At 73.1% G+C, this 18106-nt stretch carries 17 protein-coding genes and 2 tRNA genes; 14 read left to right on the top strand and 5 right to left on the bottom strand.

Annotation, left to right across the window (positions count from 1 at the left end; all coding sequences use genetic code 11):
* Positions 1–20: 20 nt before the first annotated feature.
* On the bottom strand, positions 21–1001 hold the full coding sequence (locus tag M3677_RS01170; RefSeq protein ID WP_251159583.1) for an o-succinylbenzoate synthase: 981 nt from the start codon (positions 999–1001) through the stop codon (positions 21–23).
* A gap of 437 nt (positions 1002–1438) precedes the next feature.
* Between M3677_RS01170 and M3677_RS01165 the strand changes: the two genes are divergently transcribed.
* The 4 genes from M3677_RS01165 to M3677_RS01150 all read left to right on the top strand — a co-directional run bounded on the left by M3677_RS01165 (position 1439) and on the right by M3677_RS01150 (position 4973).
* Positions 1439–1783 carry a hypothetical protein gene (locus tag M3677_RS01165; protein WP_251159582.1) on the top strand — a complete coding sequence of 115 codons (345 nt, stop codon included), beginning with the start codon at positions 1439–1441 and terminating at the stop codon, positions 1781–1783.
* Positions 1784–1855: 72 nt separating this feature from the next.
* Entirely contained in the window at positions 1856–2785 is a 930-nt protein-coding gene (locus M3677_RS01160) for a 1,4-dihydroxy-2-naphthoyl-CoA synthase (protein WP_066655279.1), read from the top strand.
* Positions 2786–2801: 16 nt separating this feature from the next.
* Positions 2802–3953 carry an AMP-binding protein gene (locus tag M3677_RS01155; RefSeq protein WP_251159581.1) on the top strand — a complete coding sequence of 384 codons (1152 nt, stop codon included), beginning with the start codon at positions 2802–2804 and terminating at the stop codon, positions 3951–3953.
* A gap of 24 nt (positions 3954–3977) precedes the next feature.
* A complete protein-coding gene (locus M3677_RS01150; RefSeq protein WP_235426349.1) occupies positions 3978–4973 on the top strand; it encodes a 1,4-dihydroxy-2-naphthoate polyprenyltransferase in 996 nt (331 codons plus the stop codon).
* 82 nt (positions 4974–5055) lie between these two features.
* Here the strand turns inward: M3677_RS01150 and M3677_RS01145 are convergent, their stop codons facing one another.
* A complete protein-coding gene (locus M3677_RS01145) occupies positions 5056–5397 on the bottom strand; it encodes a DUF4229 domain-containing protein (protein WP_066655275.1) in 342 nt (113 codons plus the stop codon).
* Positions 5398–5475: 78 nt separating this feature from the next.
* On the opposite strand from M3677_RS01145, the gene M3677_RS01140 reads away from it, so the two are divergent.
* On the top strand, positions 5476–5853 hold the full coding sequence (locus M3677_RS01140) for a PLDc N-terminal domain-containing protein (RefSeq protein WP_251154611.1): 378 nt from the start codon (positions 5476–5478) through the stop codon (positions 5851–5853).
* Positions 5801–7588 (top strand): 2-succinyl-5-enolpyruvyl-6-hydroxy-3-cyclohexene-1-carboxylic-acid synthase, encoded by a 1788-nt coding sequence (menD, locus tag M3677_RS01135; RefSeq protein ID WP_251159580.1) that lies wholly within the window; start codon positions 5801–5803, stop codon positions 7586–7588. The genes M3677_RS01140 and menD overlap by 53 nt, the downstream gene beginning before the upstream one ends.
* 44 nt (positions 7589–7632) lie before the next feature.
* Here the strand turns inward: menD and M3677_RS01130 are convergent, their stop codons facing one another.
* A complete protein-coding gene (locus M3677_RS01130; protein WP_066655269.1) occupies positions 7633–8892 on the bottom strand; it encodes an isochorismate synthase MenF in 1260 nt (419 codons plus the stop codon).
* Between the two features lie 84 nt (positions 8893–8976).
* Between M3677_RS01130 and M3677_RS01125 the strand changes: the two genes are divergently transcribed.
* Genes M3677_RS01125 through M3677_RS01110 form a run of 4 tightly spaced genes read left to right on the top strand, consistent with a single transcriptional unit; the run spans position 8977 to position 13437 of the window.
* Positions 8977–9768 (top strand): demethylmenaquinone methyltransferase, encoded by a 792-nt coding sequence (locus M3677_RS01125; RefSeq protein WP_066655267.1) that lies wholly within the window; start codon positions 8977–8979, stop codon positions 9766–9768.
* A gap of 32 nt (positions 9769–9800) precedes the next feature.
* A complete protein-coding gene (locus tag M3677_RS01120; RefSeq protein WP_066655261.1) occupies positions 9801–10877 on the top strand; it encodes a polyprenyl synthetase family protein in 1077 nt (358 codons plus the stop codon).
* 57 nt (positions 10878–10934) lie between these two features.
* Complete coding sequence (locus M3677_RS01115) at positions 10935–12305, top strand: FAD-dependent oxidoreductase (RefSeq protein ID WP_066655254.1); 1371 nt, start codon at positions 10935–10937, stop codon at positions 12303–12305.
* A 10-nt stretch (positions 12306–12315) separates the two neighbouring features.
* The gene (locus tag M3677_RS01110) at positions 12316–13437 is read left to right on the top strand and encodes a heparan-alpha-glucosaminide N-acetyltransferase domain-containing protein (RefSeq protein WP_209685047.1); all 1122 of its coding nucleotides are present in this window, start codon (positions 12316–12318) and stop codon (positions 13435–13437) included.
* A 42-nt stretch (positions 13438–13479) separates the two neighbouring features.
* Here M3677_RS01110 and cls read toward each other — a convergent pair whose 3' ends face one another.
* Together cls and M3677_RS01100 are read right to left on the bottom strand one after the other, a co-directional pair.
* On the bottom strand, positions 13480–14940 hold the full coding sequence (cls, locus tag M3677_RS01105) for a cardiolipin synthase (protein WP_251159579.1): 1461 nt from the start codon (positions 14938–14940) through the stop codon (positions 13480–13482).
* A gap of 10 nt (positions 14941–14950) precedes the next feature.
* A complete protein-coding gene (locus M3677_RS01100) occupies positions 14951–15439 on the bottom strand; it encodes a YajQ family cyclic di-GMP-binding protein (protein ID WP_066655250.1) in 489 nt (162 codons plus the stop codon).
* 118 nt (positions 15440–15557) lie between these two features.
* Between M3677_RS01100 and M3677_RS01095 the strand changes: the two genes are divergently transcribed.
* The 4 genes from M3677_RS01095 to M3677_RS01080 all read left to right on the top strand — a co-directional run bounded on the left by M3677_RS01095 (position 15558) and on the right by M3677_RS01080 (position 18103).
* Positions 15558–15639 (top strand) — tRNA-Tyr (locus M3677_RS01095).
* 87 nt (positions 15640–15726) lie between these two features.
* The gene (locus M3677_RS01090) at positions 15727–16548 is read left to right on the top strand and encodes an inositol monophosphatase family protein (protein ID WP_066655248.1); all 822 of its coding nucleotides are present in this window, start codon (positions 15727–15729) and stop codon (positions 16546–16548) included.
* Between the two features lie 179 nt (positions 16549–16727).
* A complete protein-coding gene (locus tag M3677_RS01085; protein ID WP_251159578.1) occupies positions 16728–17939 on the top strand; it encodes a peptidoglycan DD-metalloendopeptidase family protein in 1212 nt (403 codons plus the stop codon).
* A 92-nt stretch (positions 17940–18031) separates the two neighbouring features.
* A tRNA-Thr gene (locus M3677_RS01080) sits at positions 18032–18103 on the top strand.
* Positions 18104–18106 lie beyond the last annotated feature (3 nt).

The following is an 18106-nucleotide window of genomic DNA, read 5'->3' as shown; positions in this document are numbered from 1 at the left end:
GTCGCCCGCGGCAGCCCGGTCTACGCGGCGGCGAGCAGGGCGTGGACGCGCTCCAGCCGCGCGAGCCACCACGCCGTCCGCTCCGGCGATGCCGCGTTCCGCTCCAGCAGCTCCCGCGACACCTCCGCACGGCGGACCGGCACGCGACCGTCGACCGGCAGCAGGGGCGTGTCGGTGACGTCCGTCTCGAACATGGCCGCCGTCCCGAGCCCGGCGGCGTAGCCGGGGCTCATAGCCGCCGCCGCGAGGAACGCCCCGGTCCCGAGCCCCACGGAGGTGTCGAGCGCACTCGACACGACGCACGGCAGCCCCGCCTCGGCCACGATCGCCCGTGCCGCGGTGACCCCGCCGAGGGGCTGGGCCTTCACGACGAGCACGTCCGCCGCCCCCGCCCGGGCGACGGCGAGCGGGTCCGAGGCCCGGCGCACGCTCTCGTCCGCGGCCACAGGCACGTCGAGTCCCGCGATCCGGCGTCGGAGCTCAGCGAGTTCCGGCACCGACCGGCACGGCTGTTCGGCGTACTGGAGTCCGTACGGCGCGAGTCGTTCGAGGGCCTCGACGGCCTGGTCGACGGACCAGAGCCCGTTGGCGTCCACCCGGACGGCCGCTTCCGGCCCCATCAGCCGACGGACCTCGGCGACGCGGGCGACGTCGTCGTCGGTGCTCGTGCCGGGCTCGGCGACCTTGACCTTCGCGGTCGTGCAGCCGGGGTAGCGGGCCAGGAGGTCGGCGACCGCGTCCGGTCCGACGGCGGGCACCGTGGCGTTGACGGGCACGGCGTCGGCGGCGGGGTCGTGCTCGGTCCACCCGAAGTCGATCGTGCTCCGGAGCCACGCGGTCGCCTCCCGGTCGTCGTACTCGACGAAGGGCGAGAACTCGGTCCACCCGGTGGGTCCGCGGAGCACCAGGGCCTCGCGGACGGTGATGCCGCGGAAGCGGACGCGCATCGGGAGTGCGACGACGTGGGCGTCGGCGGTCAGGTCGGCGAGGTCGGGGAGCACACCCCATCCTCGCGCACGGGCAGGTGCGGTGCCCGGACGCGGTGGGCGGCAGGGGCTGGTCGCGCGTCCAGCGCTCCCGCCGGTTCCTCGGAGCCGACCGCCAGGGCCGGGCACTAGCATGCACCGGTCGGCCCAGCGCCGGCGTCGTCACGGACCACCGTGGCGCGTCCGTGAGGGGACCGAGAGAGGGAGGGCCGGTGGCGTCGGATCCGCAGCAGCGCGCAGCCGCGCAGCGTGCAGCAGCGCCGCGTGCGGCCGCGCAGCCGACCGCGGCCCAGCGCGCGGCGGCCCAACGTGCCGCAGCCCAGCGCTCGGCAGTGCAGCGCTCCGGTGCCGCGCGACCGACGGCGCCGCAGCGTGCCGCCGCCCCCGGGACGACACGGCCGACAGCGAGCGCCGGGAGCCGGTCCGGTGACACGGGCGACTTCGAGCGGCTGATGCAGCGGAACACCGTCGACGCCCGGGCCCTCGAACGGTCCGCCCGGCGGCGTCGGAACCCGATCGTCGGCAAGATCGCCCTCGGGCTCGCCGTCGTCTCCGCCGCGGTCGACGCGAGTGCGTTCGCGGTCTTCATGGGCGGCGACACCACCTTCGCGTTCGGCATCTGCTTCGTGGTGGTCTTCCTCACCCTCATCGCTGCGGTGCTCGGCTTCATCGCCGCGGTCGGGTCGTTCGGCCGTTGGTACGGCGCGATCGGGGTCGTGCTCGCCTTCTTCGCGAACCCGGTCATCCTCATCGTGCTGCTCGTCGTCCTCGTGCCCGAGGCCCTCTCGGGCACCTAGCGCGGGACGGCACCGCACCACGGCCCGCCTCGGGCGCGGGCCGGCGCCGGGCGCCGGCGATACGGTGGGCACATGGCTGCTCCCGTCTCCGACCTGTTCGACCCCGACGTCTGGACCGCCGCACCGGTCGCTGAGCACTTCACCGACATCACGTACCACAAGCACGTCTCGCAGGGCATCGTCCGCGTCGCGTTCGACCGGCCCGAGGTCCGCAACGCCTTCCGCCCCCGCACCGTCGACGAGCTGTACCGCGCCCTCGACGACGCGCGACAGGACCCCCGCGTCGGTGTCGTCCTGCTCACGGGCAACGGCCCGAGCCCGAAGGACGGGGGCTGGGCCTTCTGCTCCGGCGGTGACCAGCGCATCCGCGGCCGCAGCGGCTACCAGTACGTCGGCGACGAGGGCGCCCCGCCGGAGGGCGTCGACCCCGCTGCCGCCCAGGCGTCGATGGGGCGGCTCCACATCCTCGAGGTCCAGCGCCTCATCCGCATGATGCCGAAGGTCGTCATCGCCGTCGTGCCCGGGTGGGCCGCCGGCGGCGGGCACTCGCTGCACGCCGTCGCGGACCTGACGATCGCGAGCGCGGAGCACGGCCGGTTCAAGCAGACCGACGCCGACGTGGGGTCCTTCGACGGCGGGTACGGCAGCGCCTACTACGCCCGCCAGATCGGCCAGAAGCTCGCGCGCGAGGTCTTCTTCCTCGCGGAGGAGTACTCGGCGCAGCGCGCGTACGAGATGGGCGCGGTGAACAGGGTGGTCCGGCACGAGGACCTCGAACGCGAGGCGATCCGGTGGGGCGAGACGATCCTCGGCAAGTCCCCGACCGCCATCCGCATGCTCAAGTACGCGTTCAACGCCGTGGACGACGGCATGGTCGGCCAGCAGGTCTTCGCGGGCGAGGCGACGCGCCTCGCCTACGCCTCCGACGAGGCGGTCGAGGGCCGCGATGCCTTCCTCGAGAAGCGCCCGCCGGAGTGGACGTCCTTCCCGTGGCACTACTGACCCCGCGGGCCCACCGGTGAACCGCGCGCTGGTCGCCGTCGGCGCGTCCGACCCGTCGGCGGTGCTGCGCGGCCTGGAGGCTGCCCTCGCCGGCGGACCCGCGCTGCTCCCCGTCGCCGAGGACGGCCCGGCGCTGCCCACGCGCCCGCCGTCGCACGTCGCCCGCCGGGTCGCCCTGGTGGTCGAGACGAGCGGTTCCACCGGGACCGGCAAGCGCGTGGCACTGTCGTCGGAGGCGCTGCTCGCGGGCGCCGCGTCCGCCGACGCGACGCTCGGCGGGCCCGGCCGGTGGCTGCTCGCGCTGCCGACGCACTACATCGCCGGGCTCAACGTGCTGACCCGATCGGTCACGGCGGGCACGACGCCCGTCGTCCTCCCGCCGGGACACTTCGACGGCCGGGCGTTCGCCGACGCGGTGGACCGGCTCGACGTCGGTCCCGAGGCGCCGCGGCGCTACACCTCGCTCGTCCCGGTGCAGCTCGCCCGCGTGCTCGACGACCCCCGCGCCACCGCCGCCGCGACCCGCTTCGACGCCGTGCTCGTCGGGGGCCAGGCCACGCCCGCACCGCTCCAGCAGCGTGCCCTCGACGCCGGTGTCCGGGTCGTCACGACGTACGGCGCGAGCGAGACGAGCGGTGGCTGCGTGTACGACGGCACGCCGTTCGGGACGGTCCGCGCGGAACTCGTCGACGGCGCCCTCGAACTGGCCGGCCCGATGCTCGCCGAGGGGTACCTCGACGACCCCGAGCGCACGGCCCGGACCTTCGTCGAGCGCGACGGCCACCGCTGGTACCGGACCGGCGACGCTGCGACCACCGACGACGACGGACGGCTGCGGGTGCTCGGGCGGCTCGACGACGTCATCGTGTCCGGTGGCGAGAAGGTCCCGCTCGGGGCGGTGGAACGGCGCGTGCGCGAGCTCGCGGGCCAGGACGCCGCGGTCGTCACGCGGCGCACGTCCGGGGAGTGGGGCGAGGTGCCCGTCGTCGTCACGGAACGTCCGCTCGACCTCGACGAGGTCCGCGCCCACGTCGCGGAGACCCTGGGCCGTGCGGCCCGTCCCGCGGAGGTCCTGGTCGTCGACGCGGTGCCGATGCTCGCGTCCGGCAAGCCCGACCGCCGGGCCGTCCGGGCACTCGCGGACCGCGGGGGCGCACCGACCCCCTAGCGGTCACGGATACGATGGTCGGCCGTGGCACGTACGAAGAACAGGACCCCGGTCAAGGGCCGCAGCGGCAACCCGGCGAAGGCCGCGGCACCGCAGCGCACGAAGCAGCGGGCGACCGCGAGCGACTGGATCGGCGGCGCCCGGCTCCGGACCCTCACGCTCGGCGTCGTGCCGGTCGTGCTCGGCACCGGCGTCGCGTTCGTCGACTCCGGTGAACCGGGCGACTTCGGGTCGTACCTCGGCCGCGACCACCACCTGGCGGTCGCCCTGCTCGCGCTCGCGGTCGCGCTGTTCCTGCAGATCGGCGTGAACTACAGCAACGACTACTCGGACGGCGTCCGGGGCACCGACGAGTTCCGCGTCGGCCCGGCCCGGCTCACGGGTGCGGGGCTGGCGAAGCCGCGCACCGTGCTCACGGTCGCGCTCACGTTCTTCGGACTGGCTGCGGTCGCCGGACTGGTGATCGTGCTGCTCACCGGCACGTGGTGGCTGCTCCTCGTCGGGGCGGCGGCGATCGTCGCGGCCTGGTACTACACGGGCGGGAAGAAGCCCTACGGCTACAACGCCCTCGGCGAGGTCTTCGTCTTCGTGTTCTTCGGGTTGGTCGCCGTGCTCGGCACCCAGTACGTGCAGATCCAGGCGGTCACCACGAGCGGCTGGGCGGCTGCGGTGGCCGCCGGGTTCTTCGCCTGCGCCGTGCTCATGGTCAACAACATCCGCGACGTGGACGAGGACCGACAGGCCGGCAAGCGCACGCTCGCCGTCGTGGTCGGCCGACCCGTCGCACGGGTCCTGTTCGGCCTGTTCCTGATGCTGCCGTACGTGGTGCTGCTCTGGTTCGTGCTGCTGTACTTCCGCACCGGCTTCGCGTACTTCTCGCTCCTGCTCGCGCTCCCCGCGCTCGCGATCGGCGTCTCGTCCCGCAAGCCCCGCGAGCTCATCACGGCGCTGCAGCTGTCGTCGTTCGCGTCGCTCGCCTACGGCGTGGTGCTCGGCCTGACCCTGGTCCTCCTGCCGTAGCAGCGTCGGACGCGGGGACCGAGGTCGGTCCGCCGCTCGACCTCGGTCGCTCGACCGCCCGCCCGAACGACGAGGACCGGGACTAGTCCTCGTCGTGCTCGCGACGCGCGCGGTGCCGGTCGGCGTCCGAGACCGCTCGGTCGGCGGCGGGCGCACCGGTGTCGGCCGCGTCGGTGTCGGCGGCGTCGACGAAGTCGTCCTCGAAGTCCGAGTCGGCGTCCCGCTCCGGTCGACCCCGGCGAGCGGCGATGTCCGAGGTCACCCGACCGCGGAGCCCGGGCAGCGCGATGTACGACACGAGCAGACCGATCAGCGCGGCGCCGATCGCCGCCCAGTACCACCGCAGGCCGATGACGAACAGGACCGCCAGCGCCGCGGCGAAGATGCCGAGTCGGGCAAGGGTGTAGACGAGCCACGCTTTCACCCTATGATCCTACGTGGCGTCGTTCGTGCACCGGCTGACGGGCAGCCCGGTCCCAGGCGCGCTGCCTAGAGTCGTCGCATGGTCCGTCTGTGGTTGATCATCGCCGTCGCCGCCGTGGCCTTCACGGTCTACGCGGTCATCGACTGCGCGACCATGCCGCGGCAGCGCATCCGCTCCCTGCGGCGCGGGTGGTGGATCCTCCTCGTGCTCGTCCTCCCGGTGCTCGGTGGCCTGCTGTGGTTCGTGCTCGGCCGGGCGCCCGCCACCCCGGGGCCGACGCCCCGGTACCGTGGACCCGAAGACGACCCCGACTTCCTCGGCGGCCCGCGCGGCCCCGGGACACTCCGCACCGGAACGGACCAGGACGACGAAACCCTCCGAGACCTCGAGGACCAGTTCCGCGATGAACGACGCGACCGCGACGAACGAGACGACGACCGCCCCGCCGATCGCTGACGGGTCCGCGGGGTCCGGCAGCGCTGCCACCGACTTCGCCCTGGCACTCCTGCGGGAACTCGCCCGTGCCGGGGTGACCGACGTCGTCGTCAGCCCGGGCTCCCGGTCGCAGGCGCTCGCCCTCGCGGCGGTCGCGCTCGAGCGCGCGGGCGGCACGACGGTGCACGTCCGGCTCGACGAGCGGACCGCCGGGTTCTTCGCCCTCGGGCTCGCCGTCGAGTCCGGCCGTCCGGCCGCGGTCGTCACGACCTCGGGCACCGCCGTCGCCAACCTGCACCCTGCCGTGCTCGAGGCGCACCACTCCGGCGTGCCGATGGTCGTCCTCTCCGCCGACCGGCCGGACGAGCTGCGGGGCCTCGGCAGCAACCAGACCACGGTCCAGCCGGGCATGTTCGGCCCTGCCGTGTCCTTCGTGCGCGACGTGCAGGCGCCCACCGCGGACGGCGCTGTCGACGCGGACGCCGTCCGGACGCTCGCCCGGGAGGCCGTCGCCGTCGCCGCCGGGCACACCGGGCAGCCCGGTCCCGTCCAGCTGAACGTCGCGTTCCGCGAACCGCTCTCCGCCGGGCTGCGTGCCGAGGACGTCGCCGCCGTGCCGCACGACGAGGTCGACACCGACCACGCCCGTCGTCGGGTGCACGCCGGACTGCCGGTCGTCGAACTCGCGCCGGACGACGCACCCGCGACGGTCGTCATCGCCGGACACGACGCCGGCGAGGACGCCGAACGGATCGCCTGGGAGCTCGGTGCGCCGCTGCTGGCCGAGGTGTCGAGCGGCGCGCGGTTCGGGCGCAACCTGGTCGTCGCCTACCGCGAGCTGCTGCGCGACCCCGAGCTCGGCGGAGCGGTCCGTCGCGCGGTCGTCCTCGGACACCCGACGCTCAGTCGCGAGGTCCCGGCCCTGCTGCAGCGGGCCGACGTCGAGACGATCGTGGTCCGCGGACCCGGGGCCGACCCGTTCGACCCGGCCCGTGCCTCCCGGCCGGAAGCCGCGACCACCTTCGTGTCCGACGTGCGCGTGACGGGCCGCACCACCCCGGGACACCGCGCGTGGGTCGGGCGGTGGGTGACGACCAGTCGCGCGCTCCTCGGGGACGGTGACGCCGGTCCGGACCTCGACGCGAAGCGGTCGGGGGACCGCGCCGAGCGCAACCGGTACCTGCGCGACGAGGTCGCCCTGCGTCGCAGGCCCGTCGACCGCACCATGCTGGTCGACGCCGTCTGGGGCGCCACCTGGCCGCACGACCGGCTCGTCCTCGGTGCCTCGCAGCTCATCCGTGTCGCCGACGCGCACGTCCCGGGCAAGAAGGTCCGGGTGCACGCCAACCGCGGTCTCGCCGGTATCGACGGCACGGTCTCGACCGCACTCGGCATCGCGGCCGCGCTCGAACGGACGCCCGACTCCGTCGGCACCACGCGGGTGCTCGTCGGCGACCTGACCTTCCTGCACGACCTCGGGGCGTTCGTCACCGGGACCGAGGAGCCGACGCACCGCGTCCAGGTCGTCGTCGGCAACGACGGTGGCGGTGCGATCTTCCGCGGGCTGGAGGTCGCCGCGACCACCCCGGAGCAGGACATGCGCCGCATGATGACGACACCGCAGCACGTCGACGTCGAGCGTGTCGTGACCGGTCTCGGCTGGTCCTACCGACGGGCCGGGACGTGGGGCGACCTCGAGGGTGCACTCACCGATCCGGCCCAGCGCCTGGTGGTCGAGGTGCCGCTGACCGACTGACCACGGGGGCCAGGGACCGAAGGCCAGGGGTCAGGGGTCAGGGGTCAGGCGAGCGCGTCGCGGATCGGACGGAACTTCAGGGCGGTCTCGGCGACCTCGCGCGCCGGGTCCGACCCCGCGACGATCCCCGCGCCGGCCCACGCGCGCACGGTCCCGTCGTCGTCGATCCGGGCGCTGCGGAGCGCGAGCATCCACTCGCCGTCGCCGTTCGCGCCGAGCCAGCCGACCGGCCCCGCGTAGCGACCGCGGTCGACGCCCTCGAGCTCGGCGACCAGTCGGACGGCGACGTCGGTGGGGGTGCCCGCCACGGCCGCGGTCGGGTGCAGGGCGTCGGCGACGTCGAGCGAGGTGGTGCCGACCGGCAGGGTCGCGCGGACGTCGGTGGCCAGGTGCCACAGGTTCGGCAGCTGGAGCCGGAACGGCTCGGGGTCCGCGCGGACGTCGGTGGCGACGGTCCGGAGCGCCTGCAGCAGGCTGGTGATCGCGAAGCCGTGCTCCTCGACGTCCTTCGCGCTCGACGCCAGGGCCTCGGCCGCGGCCCGGTCGGACACCGGGTCGTCGCCGCGCGCGGCGCTCCCGGCGAGCACCCGCGCCGACAGCTCCGTGCCGTCGGTCCGGGCGAGGGTCTCCGGGGTCGCTCCGACGAGTCCGTCGACGGCGAAGGTGACGCACTGCGGGTAGGCCGCCGCCAGGTCGAGCAGGACCGCCCGTCGGTCGGCACCGGCGGGCAGCGTGCCGACCAGGTCGCGCGCCAGGACGACCTTCTCGGCCTCGCCTGCGGTGATCCGACGGACGGCGTCCGCGACGGACGCGGCGTAGGCGTCCTCGTCGACCCGGCCGGGGCCGAAGGCGACCGAGACGTGCCCGCCGACGGCCGGCACCGGCACCGAGGTCCGCGAGAACGCGAGGGGCTGCGGGTCCGGTGTCGTGTCGACGGCGGTGAGCCAGGCCTTGCCGCGGCGCTTGCCGATCACCACGCGCGGCACGACGAGCACGCTCTGCTCGGCGGAGTCGTCGGCGAACGCGAAGGACCCGAACGCGACCAGCCCGGTGCCGCGCAGCTGCACGGGGTCGTCCACCGTGGCGCCCTGCACCAGGTCACGCCACACCGCCGACGCCTGCCGCATGCGGTCGGCTCCGGAGAACGTGAACCGGAGCGCTTCGCCGATCCCGACGATGCCGTCACCGCTCCGGACGAACGCCAGCGGCGCGTCCCGCAGGGTGTGGCGCAGGACGTCCCCCGGGTCGTCGAGGATCCGGGTCGAGACCGTGAGCGAGGGGGCCGCCGTGGTGGTTCGGGTCACGGACCGATCGTACGCGCGCAGCGACCCGCCGGACCCCGGCCGGGCGTCCGGGCAGCCCGGGGCCGCGACCTCTAGGATGGTGCGGTGAGCAGAGCGGACCTGAGCAAGCGGCCGGACGAGGTGGCGGCCATGTTCGACGACGTCGCCGCGAAGTACGACCTCACGAACGACATCCTCTCGGCGGGCAACGCCCCGCTGTGGCGCGTCGCGACGGTCCGTGCGGTCGACCCCCAGCCGGGCGAGCGGGTGCTCGACATCGCGGCCGGGACGGGCACGAGCGCAGCGGCGTTCGCGAAGAAGGGCGCCGACGTCACGGCGCTCGACCTGTCGGCGGGCATGATCGCGGTCGGGCGCGAGCGGCACCCGGAGATCACGTTCGTCGAGGGTGACGCGGAGCACCTGCCGTTCGACGACGACTCGTTCGACGCGGTGACGATCTCCTTCGGCCTGCGCAACGTCAACGACCCGATGCAGGCGATCACCGAGATGCTCCGGGTGCTCAAGCCCGGGGGCCGACTGGTCATCTGCGAGTTCTCCACGCCGCCCGTGGCGCTCCTGCGCTTCGGCTACGGCGCGTACCTCAAGCGCGTGCTCCCGGGCATCGCGCGGCTGTCGAGCAGCAACCCGGCGGCCTACCGCTACCTGGCCGAGTCGATCGAGGCGTGGCCCGACCAGCAGGTCCTCAGCCAGTGGCTGCGCGGCGTCGGCTTCACGATGGTCGCCCACCGCAACCTGACCGCGGGCATCGTGGCGCTGCACCGCGGCCGCAAGCCCGTCGCGGGCACGGTCCGCGAGTCCGTCGCCCGCCGGGCGAAGGCCCGTCGCGAGCACCAGCACACCGGCGAGCAGCCGAGCGTCGAACCCGGCGACGCCTGACCGGTCACCCGACCCCGAACACGGAGCAGCACTTGAACCCGAGCGTCCCGGTCGCACGCCGCGCACCGAGCCTCCGCGCCTCGCTGGGCATCGGCGAGCGGTTGTTCGCGACCCCGTCCGAGCGCCGCTTCATCAGCGCGGTCGACGACGGGCTCGAGCTCGTCGAGCAGGGCCTCGAGGAGGCCATGCGCTCGACCGACACCCTGGCGGACACCACGAGCCGCTACCTGCTCTCGGCGGGCGGCAAGCGCATCCGGCCGACGCTGACGCTGCTCATCGCGCAGCTGGGCAACGGGGTGACCGACGCGGTGGTCAAGGCCGCGGTGAGCATCGAGACCACCCACCTGGCGTCGCTGTACCACGACGACGTCATGGACGAGGCCCCGGTCCGCCGGGGGGTCCCGGCGGCGCACGTGACCTACGGCAACAACGTCGCGATCCTGACCGGCGACCTGCTCTTCGCACGTGCCAGCCTGATCACCGCCGACCTCGGGACCGAGGGCATCCGGATGCAGGCGGAGACCTTCCAGCGCCTCTGCATGGGGCAGCTGCACGAGACGACGGGCCCGCAGCCCGGGGACGACCCGGTCGAGCACTACATCCAGGTGCTCAGCGACAAGACGGGCTCGCTGATCGCCACCGCGGCCCGCGCCGGCGTGATGTTCTCCGGAGCCGACCGCGCCTACCTGCACGCCGTCGGGACCTTCGGCGAGAAGGTCGGCGTCGCCTTCCAGCTCGTCGACGACGTCATCGACCTCGCCCCGGCGAAGGACCGCACCGGCAAGATCGCCGGCAACGACCTGCGCGCCGGCGTGGACACCCTGCCGCTGCTGCAGCTGCGTCGCCTGGCCGCCGCCGACGACGGCGCGGCCGACCTGCTCGCCCGGATCGAGCACGACGTGAAGGACGCCCCCGACGACGCCGTGGACTCCGCGCCGTACCGGTCGGCCGTCGCCGCGCTGCGCGAGCACGAAGCCACCACCGCCACCCGCGCCGTCGCCGTCCGTTGGGCGGAGGAGGCGGTCGAGGCCCTGGAACCGCTGCCCGACGGCACCGTGAAGCGCGCGCTGACCCGCTTCGCCGAGTCCGTCGTCGAACGCAGCCGCTGACACGAGGGCCCACCGAGGCCCATCGGGAGCACCCGCCCGAACGAACTGGAGACATCAGTGCCCACCCTGCGAATCGCCATCGTCGGCGCCGGTCCCGCCGGCATCTACGCCGCGGACATCCTGCTGCGCGAGGCGCACGGCACCGACGTGTCGATCGACCTCTTCGAGCAGCTCCCCGCGCCCTACGGCCTGGTCCGCTACGGCGTCGCACCGGACCACCCGCGCATCAAGGGCATCGTCAACGCCCTGCGGGACGTCCTCGACCGCGGAGTCGTCCGACTCTTCGGCAACGTGCGCTTCGGGGAGGACATCACCCTCGACGACCTCAAGCAGCACTACAACGCCGTGCTGTTCTCGACCGGCGCGATCAAGGACGCCGAGCTCGACGTCCCCGGGGTCGACCTCGACGGCTCCCACGGTGCCGCGGACTTCGTCAGCTGGTTCGACGGGCACCCGGACGTGCCGCGCACGTGGCCGCTCACGGCGTCGAGCGTCGCGGTGATCGGCAACGGCAACGTCGCGCTCGACGTGTCCCGCATCCTCGCGAAGCACGCCGACGACCTGCTGCCCACCGAGATCCCGGCGAACGTGTACGAGGGGCTGCAGGCGAGCCCGGTCACCGACGTGCACGTGTTCGGACGACGCGGTCCGGCGCAGGTGAAGTTCACGCCGCTGGAGCTCCGCGAGCTCGGTGAGCTCCGCGACGTCGACATGGTCGTGTACGACGAGGACTTCGACCACGACGAGGCATCGCTCACCGCGATCCAGACCAACAAGCAGGTCATGGTGATGAACCGTGTCCTGGAGCAGTGGCGCACGCGTGAGGTCGGGCAGGCCAGTCGCCGGCTCCACCTGCACTTCTGGGCGAAGCCCGTCGAGATCGTCGGCGAGGACGGCCACGTCACGGCACTGCGGTACGAGCGCACCCGGCCGAACGGCGAGGGCGGCGTCGAGGGCACCGGCGAGGTCCGCGAGCTCCCCGTGCAGGCCGTGTACCGAGCGGTGGGCTACTTCGGCTCCCCGCTGCCCGGTGTGCCCTTCGACGAGAAGACCGGCGTCATCCCGAACCGCGAGGGCCAGGTGCTCGACGAGGACGGCTCGCCGCTCCCGGGCGTCTACGCGACCGGGTGGATCAAGCGAGGCCCGGTCGGCCTGATCGGGCACACCAAGTCCGACGCGATGGAGACCGTCCAGCACATCGTCAACGACCAGGCCTCGTGGTGGACGCCGGCCGACCCGTCGCCCGAGGCGGTCCCGGCACTGCTCCGCGAGCGCGGCGTGGACTACACCGACCTCGACGGCTGGCACGCCCTCGACGAGCACGAGCAGGCCCTGGGCGCCGCGGAGGGTCGCGAGCGCATCAAGGTCGTCCCGCGCGACGAGATGGTCGACGTCTCGCTCCGACGCACGCCCTCGCCCACGAGCTGACCGCAGCACGATGACCGCGTCACGCCCCGCACCGCCCGCCGCGATGCGGGGCGTGCTCGTCGCGCCCGGTCGTCTGCAGGGCGTCGACGTGGCGCGGGCGCTCGCGCTCCTCGGCATGATGGCGGCCCACGTCGGCGGCATCGCCGAGGCCGTGGACTGGGGTGACCCCGGCACGTGGTCCGCCGTGGCGCACGGACGGCCCTCCACCCTGTTCGCGGTGCTCGCGGGCGTCTCGATCGGTCTGACGAGCGGACGGACGGATCCGCCAGGACCACCGGCCATCGGGCGGATCCGGGCACGGCTGGCGATCCGGGCCGTGGCGGTGGTCGCGGTCGGGCTCCTGCTGATGGCGCTCGGCACACCCGTCTACGTCATCCTGCCCACGTACGGCGCGCTCTTCCTGCTGGTGCTGCCGGCGCTCCGGTGGCGACCGGGCTGGTTGCTCGTCGCCGCGGCGGTGTGCGCGCTGCTGTCGCCCGTGGTCGCGCTCGCGTCGGCACCGTTCTACGCCGGCGCCGGCATGTGGGAGGTGCAACTCGGGCTGGTCTACCCGGTGGTCACCTTCCTGGCGTACGTCCTGGTCGGTCTCGCGGTCGCCAGGGTCGGACCGGAGGCGCGGCGTGCGCACGTCGCGCTCCTCGCGTCCGGGCTGCTGGTCGCCGTCGCGGCCTACGTGGTCGGCAACGTCCTGGCGCCGGTCCCGGTCGACGCCGGGGTCGAGGCGTTCCCCGGGGTCCCGTGGGCGCCGGACGGCAGCGGGGGAGCCGTGGCGCTCGCGCAGCTGCTGCTGTCCCCGCGCGACCACTCGTCGTCGGTCGTCGACGTCGTCGGGACCGCCGGGGTCGCGGTGGCGGTGCTCGCCCTGTGCACCCTGGTGTTCGACGGCCGCGGCCGGACGGTCTCGCGGATCGCGTTCCCGCTCGCCGCGGTGGGGTCGATGCCGCTGACGGTCTACGCCGGGCACCTCGTCGTGATCGCGCTGCTGCCGGAGTACCCGGAGTCGGGCACGGTGTGGGCGGGGTTCGCGATCGGCTCGGTGCTGTTCGCGATGCTGTGGCGCACGTTCCTCGGGAGTGGACCGCTCGAGCGCGTGGTCGCTCGCCTCACCCGTCTGGTGCCGGCAGCGCCCTGACCGGGGAGGCGGGCGGTCGCCGATCCTCCCGGCCGTGGGTCCCTACTGCAGGGCGGCGGTGAGCCGCGCGACGTTGTCGAGGACCTGGGACCGGCGCGGGCGCTCGAGCCACGCGTCCAGGGTGAGCTCGAACGACGCGTCCTTGTACGCGGCCTGCACATCGCGGAGCGCATCGACGAACCGGCTGCCGCGCACCATCACCGAGACCTCGAGGTTGAGGCTGAACGACCGCATGTCCATGTTGCTCGACCCGATGACGGAGACGTCGTCGTCGATGGTGAAGTGCTTCGCGTGCAGGATCGTCGGCGCCCGGTAGAGCCAGATCCGGACACCGGCGCGCAGGAGCTCCTCGTAGTAGGAGCGCTGTGCGTGCCACGTCATCGCGTGGTCACCCATCTCGCCGACGAAGAGCTCGACCTCGACCCCGCGCTGGGCGGTCGTGGTGATCGCGTAGAGCATCGAGTCGTCGGGGACGAAGTAGGGCGAGGTGATGGACACCTTCTCCTGTGCGGAGTACAGCAGCGCGTTGAACAGGCGCAGGTTGTTCTCACCGTCGAAGCCGGGCCCGGACGGTACGACCTGGCAGTCGAGCGCGTCGCCGCGGTCGGCGCGCTGGACGGGGTCGCTCTCGCGGAGCAGGAGCTCGTCGGTCTCGCTGTACCAGTCCGTCACGAACAGGGCGTTGAGTCCCGCGACGACGGGACCCTCGAACCGGGCGAACAGGTCCTTGTAGACCATGCCCTTCTCGATGTGCGACTGCAGGTCGTACGACGGGTCGATGAGGTTCTGCGAGCCCGTGAAGGCCACCGAGCCGTCGATGACCATGATCTTCCGGTGGTTGCGCAGGTCGGGCCGCTGGAACTTCCCCTGCAGCGGCTGCAGCGGCAGCATGAGGTGCCACTCGATGTTCGCCCGGTCGAGGAACGCGAGCGTGTCCTTGTAGCCCGGGTACCCGCGGCTCGCCCAGTGGTCGAGCAGGAACCGCACGGTGACACCGCGTGCCTGGGCACGGGCCAGCGCCTCGAAGTACGGCCGGGTGGTGTCGTCGATCGTCGCGATGTAGAACTCGACGTGCACGAAGCGCCGGGACTGGTCGATCGCCCGCGTCATCTCCTGCACCGACTCGTACGAGTCGGAGTAGAGCTCGGCGGAGTTGCCGCCGACCAGGGGCATGGCGCCCAGCTCGCGGTTCAGCTTCGTCACGGACTCGAGCCACAGCGGCCACGGGTGGTCGCGGCGCACACGCTCGATGCCCTCGGTCTGCTCGAGGATGTACGCGTTGATCTCGGTCTGCTTCTCGCGCCGTGCCTTCGGCAGCTTCGTCGACCCGATGACCATGAAGACGATGAACCCGATGTAGGGGATCAGGAAGATCGCGAGCAACCAGGCCGTCGCGGTCTGCGGCTTCCGGTTGTAGGGGACGTAGATGATCGAGAAGACGCGGATCGCCAGGTCCAGCAGGACCAGGAGGACGGTGACCGCAACGCCGAGCCAGTGCTCCACGGGCGCGGCGCTAGCGGAAGTTGATGAACTGCAGCGGCACGTCGAACTCTTCACCCTTGAGGAGCTGGATCGTGTTCTGCAGGTCGTCGCGGCTCTTGGAGGAGACGCGGAGCTCGTCGCCCTGGATCTGGCTCTTGACGCTCTTCGGGGCGTTCGCGCGGAGGAACGCGCCGATCTTCTTGGCGACGTCCTGCTCGATGCCGTTCTTGAACTTCACCTCGATGCGGTACTCCTTGCCCGAGGGGTAGGGGTCTCCGGCGTCCAGGCTCTTCAACGAGATGTTCCGCTTGATCGCCTTGGTCTGCAGCACGTCGAGGACGGCCTTGGCGCGCTCCTCGGAGTTCGCCTTGATGAGGACGTCCTCGCCGCTGAACGCGATCGAGGCGTCGGCGCCCTTGAAGTCGTACCGCTGCTCGATCTCCTTGGCGGCCTGGTTGAGGGCGTTCTCCGCCTCCATCTTGTCGACCTTGCTGACCACGTCGAAGGAACTGTCTGCCATGCGGGACAGCCTAACGGCGCGACGGGATCCCGGTTCGGTGGTCACGAGCACCCTCCGACGTCCGGTATGCTCTTCAGCGCGCCTTCGGTTGGTGACCACACCGGTCGGGTGCGCACACGGCAAGTTACCCAAGCGGCCAAAGGGATCTGACTGTAAATCAGCCGGCGTAGCCTTCGGGGGTTCGAATCCCTCACTTGCCACAGCGAACAGCCCCGTCCGATCCGGACGGGGCTGTTGCCGTTCCCGGCCTGGCGTCCTTCCGGGGCGTGATCCGGCAGGCTGGTGCCATGCCCGACAGCCTCGCTCCCGCCCAGTTCGCCGACCTCGCCGAGTCGATCGCCCGTGAGGCAGCAGCGCTCGCGGCCCGCCGACGAGCGGAGGGGGTCGAGGTCGCCGACCGGAAGTCGAGCATCGTCGACGTCGTCACGGCTGCCGACCGGGAGGTCGAGGACCTCGTCCGCACGCGGATCGCCGAGGCGCGTCCCGACGACGCCTTCCACGGCGAGGAGTCCGGCTCCGGTGCCGGGTCCACGGGGATCACCTGGGTGGTCGACCCGATCGACGGCACGGTCAACTACCTCTACGGCAGTGAGCAGTACGGGGTGAGCATCGGCGTCGTGCGGGGGAGCGCGGACCCGACGCAGTGGGAGGCGCTCGCGGGGATCGTCGTGGCGCCGGCGACCGGCACCGTGTTCCGGGCGGTGTCCGGCGAGGGCGCGACACGCGACGGCGTCCCGCTCCGCGTGTCGACCCCGTCGTCCCTCGCGGAGACGCTCGTCGCGACGGGCTTCGGCTACACCGCCGACCGTCGGCGTGAGCAGGTCGCGGTGCTGGCCGGCCTGATCGGCGAGGTGCGGGACGTCCGTCGCGCGGGAGCGGCGTCGCTCGACTGCTGCGCGGTCGGGGCCGGCACCGTCGACGCGTACTACGAGCGCGGCATCAACCCGTGGGACATGGCGGCGGGGTCGCTCGTCGCCGCCGAGGCCGGAGCGAGCGTCCGGATCTGGGAGGCCGGCGGCACGCGCTCCTTCCTGTTCGCGGCCCCCGCCGTCGCCGACCAGCTGGAGTCCCTGGTCCGTCGGCTCGAGTCCGAGGTGCTCGCCGACTGACGGCCCGGAGGCGCACTCGCCGGGCGCCGGCAGGGTCCGGTGGGGCACCGCTCGCGGACGGTGCACGGTCGTGCAGACGACTGGCGGTGCGCGACGGCCCCTGCTAGCGTGCTCCAGTCCCGTTATCTGCTCGTTACACACGAGCGCCCCGTGCCCCGATCAGGATCAGCCTCGAACACATGCCCCACGCCTCCACGACTGCGCAGACGCCCACCCGCACCGAGACCGAGCCGGTCGTGCACCTGACGCGACGCGCACGCATCGAGGCCGAGCGTCGAGCGGCTGCGACCAGCACCCCGCGCTCCGCAGCGGCTCCGCAGTCCCCGGTCGACGCGCCGTCGTTCGACGAGCTCGTCGCCCCGACGACGCCCGCAGCCCCGGTCTCCCCGATCGACCTCGCGCCGGCCTCACCGGTCCGGCCGGCACCGTCCGCCGGAGCGGTCACGCCGCCCGCGCCGGTCTCGCCCGACGTCGCACCGGCGGCGGACGCCGCGCGCGCCCCGACCCCGGTCGTCGATGCGGTCCGTCCGTCGGGAGCGCGACGTCCCGCGACCGCCCCGACGTCCGGCGGCAGGGCTCCGGAGGCCGGCCGCGGCCGTGCACGGCGCACCGCCCCGGCCGTCCGCGTCGACCGTGCGACCCGACACATCAGCAGCGCCTCGGCGTCGTCGGTGTCCACGGGCAGCACGCGCGGTGACGCCTTCCGCCGGAACGCCTCGCGGGTCACCGCCGTCGGTGCACTGCTGTTCGCCGCCGGGCTGGTCGTGTCGACGTCGCTGCCGGCGCAGGCGCTCTGGGTGCCGCCGGCGGACACCACCGCGGCTCGCGCCACCGCCACCGGCGGAGCACAGTCCCTCAGCGTGGGCAACGGTGCCGTGGACGCCGAGACCACCCGCGACCAGTACTCGGTGACGTCCGCCACGCAGTACAAGAACGTCGACGCGTCGTCATTCTCGAACGACCCGAACGGCTCGATCCAGTGGCCGTTCCTGACCGGGGTGCCGATCACGTCGGGCTTCGGCGGTCGTCAGGTCGAGGGCTGCTCGTTCTGCTCGACGAACCACATGGGCGTCGACTTCGCCCCGGGCGAGGGGACCCCGATCCGCTCCGTCGCCGCGGGCACGGTCATCAAGGTGCAGGCGCACGACGGCGGCTTCGGCAACGACGTGTGGGTGCAGCACGACGTCGACGGCAAGCAGTTCGTCAGCGTGTACGGCCACATGAAGGACGGCACGTTCAAGGTCGTCACCGGGCAGGAGGTCGCCGTCGGCGACGAGCTCGGCGAGGTCGGGTCGACCGGGAACTCGACCGGTCCGCACCTGCACCTGGAGATCCACGTCGGTGGCGTCCCGGTGGACCCGCTGACCTGGCTCCGCGCCAACGCGAACTAGCGGAGGAGCGGCGGCACGCCCGGGCGACACGTCCGGTTCCCGACCACCGTCGCACGTCTGCTACGCTCGTCTGGTGCCGCCGAGCGGCACTCGCCCCGATAGCTCAGTGGTAGAGCACTTCCATGGTAAGGAAGGGGTCGTCAGTTCAATCCTGACTCGGGGCTCCG

It is taken from the genome of Curtobacterium sp. P97 (assembly GCF_023712445.1).
In the GTDB taxonomy this organism is placed as follows: domain Bacteria; phylum Actinomycetota; class Actinomycetes; order Actinomycetales; family Microbacteriaceae; genus Curtobacterium.
The sequence above is the reverse complement of the archived record's forward strand: the minus strand, read 5'-3'. Positions and strand labels throughout refer to the sequence as shown.